Genomic DNA, 5,543 nt, shown 5'->3' with positions numbered 1-5,543 from the left:
TGATGTTTGAGAACTCAACAGTGTGTCATGCATTTGATTGTTGTGAAATGTTTGTGCGGCGACCTTAGGGTTGTCGGAGTATTTTCGGCAATGAATGAATTCTGATAGCGAACCTTATTGGTTTGTTTGTCGGGGTTTGTCTTTGTTGGGTTTGAATTTTCTTATGGAGAGTTTGATCCTGGCTCAGGACGAACGCTGGCGGCGTGCTTAACACATGCAAGTCGAGCGGAAAGGCCCTTTCGGGGGTACTCGAGCGGCGAACGGGTGAGTAACACGTGAGTAATCTGCCCCAGGCTCTGGGATAGCCACCGGAAACGGTGATTAATACCGGATATGACTGAGTGCCGCATGGTGTTTGGTGGAAAGTTTTTTCGGCTTGGGATGTGCTCGCGGCCTATCAGCTTGTTGGTGGGGTAATGGCCTACCAAGGCTTTGACGGGTAGCCGGCCTGAGAGGGTGACCGGCCACACTGGGACTGAGACACGGCCCAGACTCCTACGGGAGGCAGCAGTGGGGAATATTGGACAATGGGCGGAAGCCTGATCCAGCAACGCCGCGTGAGGGATGACGGCCTTCGGGTTGTAAACCTCTTTCAGTGCAGACGAAGCGCAAGTGACGGTATGCACAGAAGAAGGACCGGCCAACTACGTGCCAGCAGCCGCGGTAATACGTAGGGTCCGAGCGTTGTCCGGAATTATTGGGCGTAAAGGGCTCGTAGGCGGTTTGTTGCGTCGGGAGTGAAATCCTCCAGCTTAACTGGGGGCTTGCTTTCGATACGGGCAGACTTGAGGCATGCAGGGGAGAATGGAATTCCTGGTGTAGCGGTGAAATGCGCAGATATCAGGAGGAACACCGGTGGCGAAGGCGGTTCTCTGGGCATGTTCTGACGCTGAGGAGCGAAAGTGTGGGGAGCGAACAGGATTAGATACCCTGGTAGTCCACACCGTAAACGTTGGGCGCTAGGTGTGGGATCCATTCCACGGGTTCCGTGCCGTAGCTAACGCATTAAGCGCCCCGCCTGGGGAGTACGGCCGCAAGGCTAAAACTCAAAGGAATTGACGGGGGCCCGCACAAGCGGCGGAGCATGCGGATTAATTCGATGCAACGCGAAGAACCTTACCTGGGTTTGACATACACGGGAAGCCTGCAGAGATGTGGGTCTCTTTGATACTCGTGTACAGGTGGTGCATGGCTGTCGTCAGCTCGTGTCGTGAGATGTTGGGTTAAGTCCCGCAACGAGCGCAACCCTCGTTCCATGTTGCCAGCGGGTTATGCCGGGGACTCATGGGAGACTGCCGGGGTCAACTCGGAGGAAGGTGGGGATGACGTCAAGTCATCATGCCCCTTATGTCCAGGGCTTCACGCATGCTACAATGGCCGGTACAAAGGGCTGCGATCCCGTGAGGGGGAGCGAATCCCAAAAAGCCGGTCTCAGTTCGGATTGGGGTCTGCAACTCGACCCCATGAAGTCGGAGTCGCTAGTAATCGCAGATCAGCAACGCTGCGGTGAATACGTTCCCGGGCCTTGTACACACCGCCCGTCACGTCACGAAAGTCGGCAACACCCGAAGCCGGTGGCCTAACCCTTGTGGGGGGAGCCGTCGAAGGTGGGGCTGGCGATTGGGACGAAGTCGTAACAAGGTAGCCGTACCGGAAGGTGCGGCTGGATCACCTCCTTTCTAAGGAGCACACCTCAGCTACTGGCCGAGTGAGTCGGTGGCACTATGAGGCTGTTCACTAGTGGAACACAACAATCCTTTGCCTGGTGGGGACAGTTCGTGAGTGTTCTGTTCGCGTCAGGGGTGTGTGGCACGCTGTTGGGTGTCTGAGACATCAGACGATCCATTCCTGGTAACACCTGTCTCTTGTGGGGGCGTGGTGGGGGGTGGTGGGCTGGTTGGTTTCTTGGTGTTTGATTTCTGGATAGTGGACGCGAGCAATGCCCGCACTGCACCGTTTGGGTGTGTGTGGGTGCTTGTTTAGTGTTGTTTCGTTTGATTGTTTTGTGTGTTTCTTTAGCTGGTTTGTTCCACTGGACTGCTGGCGTGCATGACGCATCTGTTGAGCTGTTGCTCTGCTGACCGTTGGGTTGGTGGTGGTGTTTGTTGTGTGTGTTGGTGGTTTGTTGTGGGCAAGTTGTTAAGGGCACATGGTGGATGCCTTGGCATCGAGAGCCGATGAAGGACGTACCAGCCTGCGATAAGCCCTGGGGAGTTGGCAAGGAAGCGTTGATCCGGGGGTGTCCGAATGGGGAAACCCAGCACGAGTCATGTCGTGTTACCCACATCTGAATAAAATAGGGTGTGTGGAGGGAACGTGGGGAAGTGAAACATCTCAGTACCCATAGGAAGAGAAAACAATAGTGATTCCGAGAGTAGTGGCGAGCGAAATCGGATCAGGCTAAACCTATCTCGTGTGATAGCCGGCAGGCGTTGCGTGATGGGGGTTGTGGGAATGTTCTTCCACCTACTGCCGTGGGTGGGCGCAGTGAGAAACCAGGGTTGAGGTCGAAGTCCGTTGGGAAGCGGTGCCGGAGCGGGTGATAGCCCCGTAGATGAAAGATCCTGGCTGTGTTGGGCATCTCCCAAGTAACACGCCACTCCTGGAATGGTGTGTGAATCTGGCAGGACCACCTGTTAAGCCTAAATACTCCTCGATGACCGATAGCGGACAAGTACCGTGAGGGAAAGGTGAAAAGTACCCCTGGCGGGGAGTGAAATAGTACCTGAAACCATGTGCCTACAATCCGTCAAAGCCCGGCTGCCACTTGTGGTGTTGGGGTGATGGCGTGCCTTTTGAAGAATGAGCCTGCGAGTTTGCGTTGTGTGGCGAGGTTAACCCGTGTGGGGTAGCCGTAGCGAAAGCGAGTCTGAATAGGGCGAAAGAGTCGCACGATCAAGACCCGAAGCGGGGTGATCTATCCATGGGCAGGTTGAAGCGCCGGTAAGACGGCGTGGAGGACCGAACCCACTTCAGTTGAAAATGGAGGGGATGACCTGTGGATAGGGGTGAAAGGCCAATCAAACTCCGTGATAGCTGGTTCTCCCCGAAATGCATTTAGGTGCAGCGTTGCGTGTTTCTTGCCGGAGGTAGAGCACTGGATAGCCGATGGGCCCTACCAGGTTACTGACGTTAGCCAAACTCCGAATGCCGGTAAGTGTAAGCGTGGCAGTGAGACTGCGGGCGATAAGGTTCGTAGTCGAGAGGGAAACAGCCCAGACCATCGGCTAAGGCCCCTAAGTGGCGGCTAAGTGGAAAAGGATGTGGAGTCGCAGTGACAACCAGGAGGTTGGCTTGGAAGCAGCCACCCTTGAAAGAGTGCGTAATAGCTCACTGGTCAAGTGATTCCGCGCCGACAATGTAGCGGGGCTCAAGCCGTCCGCCGAAGCCATGGCAGCGACATGTTAACTCAAGCCTTCGTGGTTCAGAGGTGTCGCTGGGTAGGGGAGCGTCGTGTCACCGGTGAAGTGCCGGAGTGATCCAGGTGTGGAGGTGACACGAGTGAGAATGCAGGCATGAGTAGCGAATGAAGAGTGAGAAACTCTTCCGCCGGATGATCAAGGGTTCCAGGGTCAAGCTAATCTGCCCTGGGTAAGTCGGGACCTAAGGCGAGGCCGACAGGCGTAGTCGATGGACAACCAGTTGATATTCTGGTACCGGCGAATTGGCGCCCATGACGAGCCCGGTGATGCTAACCAACCGAAGCACCCTTACTGATCCCTTCGGGGTGAGGGGGGAGTGTGGAGCTTGGGAACCGACCCGGTAGTAGTCAAGCGATGGGGTGACACAGGAAGGTAGCCCAACCGCGGCGATGGTTGTCCGCGGGTAAGCCCGTAGGGCGAGATCTAGGCAAATCCGGATCTCTGACTTTGATGTCGTGCCTGAGAGGTGATGCCGACCCCGTAGGGGGGAAGTGGGTGATCCTATGCTGTCGAGAAAAACCTCTAGCGAGCCATGAGCCGCCCGTACCCCAAACCGACTCAGGTGATCAGGTAGAGAATACCAAGGCGATCGAGACAACCATGGTTAAGGAACTCGGCAAAATGCCCCCGTAACTTCGGGAGAAGGGGGGCCCGGATCGTGACCCCACTTGCTGGGTGAGCGTGAAGGGCCGCAGAGACCAGGGGAAAGCGACTGTTTACTAAAAACACAGGTCCGTGCGAAGTTGTAAGACGATGTATACGGACTGACTCCTGCCCGGTGCTGGAAGGTTAAGAGGACGGGTTAGAACGCAAGTTCGAAGCTCAGAATTTAAGCCCCAGTAAACGGCGGTGGTAACTATAACCATCCTAAGGTAGCGAAATTCCTTGTCGGGTAAGTTCCGACCTGCACGAATGGAGTAACGACTTTCCTACTGTCTCAACCATGGACTCGGCGAAATTGCACTACGAGTAAAGATGCTCGTTACGCGCGGCAGGACGGAAAGACCCCGGGACCTTTACTATAGTTTGGTATTGGTGTTTGGTTCGGCTTGTGTAGGATAGGTGGGAGACTGTGAAGCGGCCACGCCAGTGGTTGTGGAGTCATCGTTGAAATACCACTCTGGTCGTACTAGATGTCTAACTTCGGGCCATGATCTGGTCCAGGGACAGTGCCTGATGGGTAGTTTAACTGGGGCGGTTGCCTCCCAAAATGTAACGGAGGCGCTCAAAGGTTCCCTCAGCCTGGTTGGCAATCAGGTTTCGAGTGTAAGTGCACAAGGGAGCTTGACTGTGAGACAGACATGTCGAGCAGGGACGAAAGTCGGAACTAGTGATCCGGCCACTCCTCGTGGAAGGGTGGTCGCTCAACGGATAAAAGGTACCCCGGGGATAACAGGCTGATCTTCCCCAAGAGTCCATATCGACGGGATGGTTTGGCACCTCGATGTCGGCTCGTCGCATCCTGGGGCTGGAGTAGGTCCCAAGGGTTGGGCTGTTCGCCCATTAAAGCGGCACGCGAGCTGGGTTTAGAACGTCGTGAGACAGTTCGGTCCCTATCCGCCGCGCGCGTTGGAAACTTGAGAAAGGCTGTCCCTAGTACGAGAGGACCGGGATGGACGAACCTCTGGTGTGCCAGTTGTACCGCCAGGTGCATGGCTGGTTAGCTACGTTCGGAAGTGATAACCGCTGAACGCATCTAAGCGGGAAGCACGTTTCAAGATGAGGTTTCCCCACCCCTTTGAGGGTGTAAGGCCCCCAACAGATTATTGGGTTGATAGGCCGGAGGTGTACAGCAGTAATGCCCAGCCGACCGGTACTAATAGGCCGAAAGCTTGCCACAACAAATCCCCAACACAACCAACAAACACATGGTTGATGTTGAATGCGAGAAACACACAAACGTGTGATCGAGCGGGACAAGCGCTAAACAACAGATTCGCGTCCACACCAGAACCACCCCACCACACCCAGCGTGTGGGGTAGGGGTCATAGAGTTACGGCGGCCATAGCGGCAGGGAAACACCCGGTCCCATCCCGAACCCGGAAGTTAAGCCTGCCAGCGCCGATGGTACTGCAGTGGAGACGCTGTGGGAGAGTAGGACGCCGCCGGACAAACATTGC

Annotated in this window: 3 rRNA genes; all 3 read left to right on the top strand. The window is 55.6% G+C overall.

Features of this window, described 5'->3' with window-relative positions:
• Positions 1 to 160: 160 nt before the first annotated feature.
• Positions 161 to 1,679, top strand: a 16S ribosomal RNA gene (locus tag ACYVAQ_RS23210).
• Positions 1,680 to 2,129: 450 nt separating this feature from the next.
• Positions 2,130 to 5,262: ribosomal RNA gene (locus tag ACYVAQ_RS23205) — 23S ribosomal RNA — on the top strand.
• Between the two features lie 155 nt (positions 5,263 to 5,417).
• Positions 5,418 to 5,534, top strand: a 5S ribosomal RNA gene (rrf, locus tag ACYVAQ_RS23200).
• The 16S, 23S and 5S rRNA genes sit together here, the layout of an rRNA operon.
• The last annotated feature ends 9 nt before the right edge of the window (positions 5,535 to 5,543 follow it).

Source organism: Nocardioides maradonensis (genome assembly GCF_054777115.1).
This window is presented reverse-complemented; position numbering and strand designations above follow the sequence as displayed.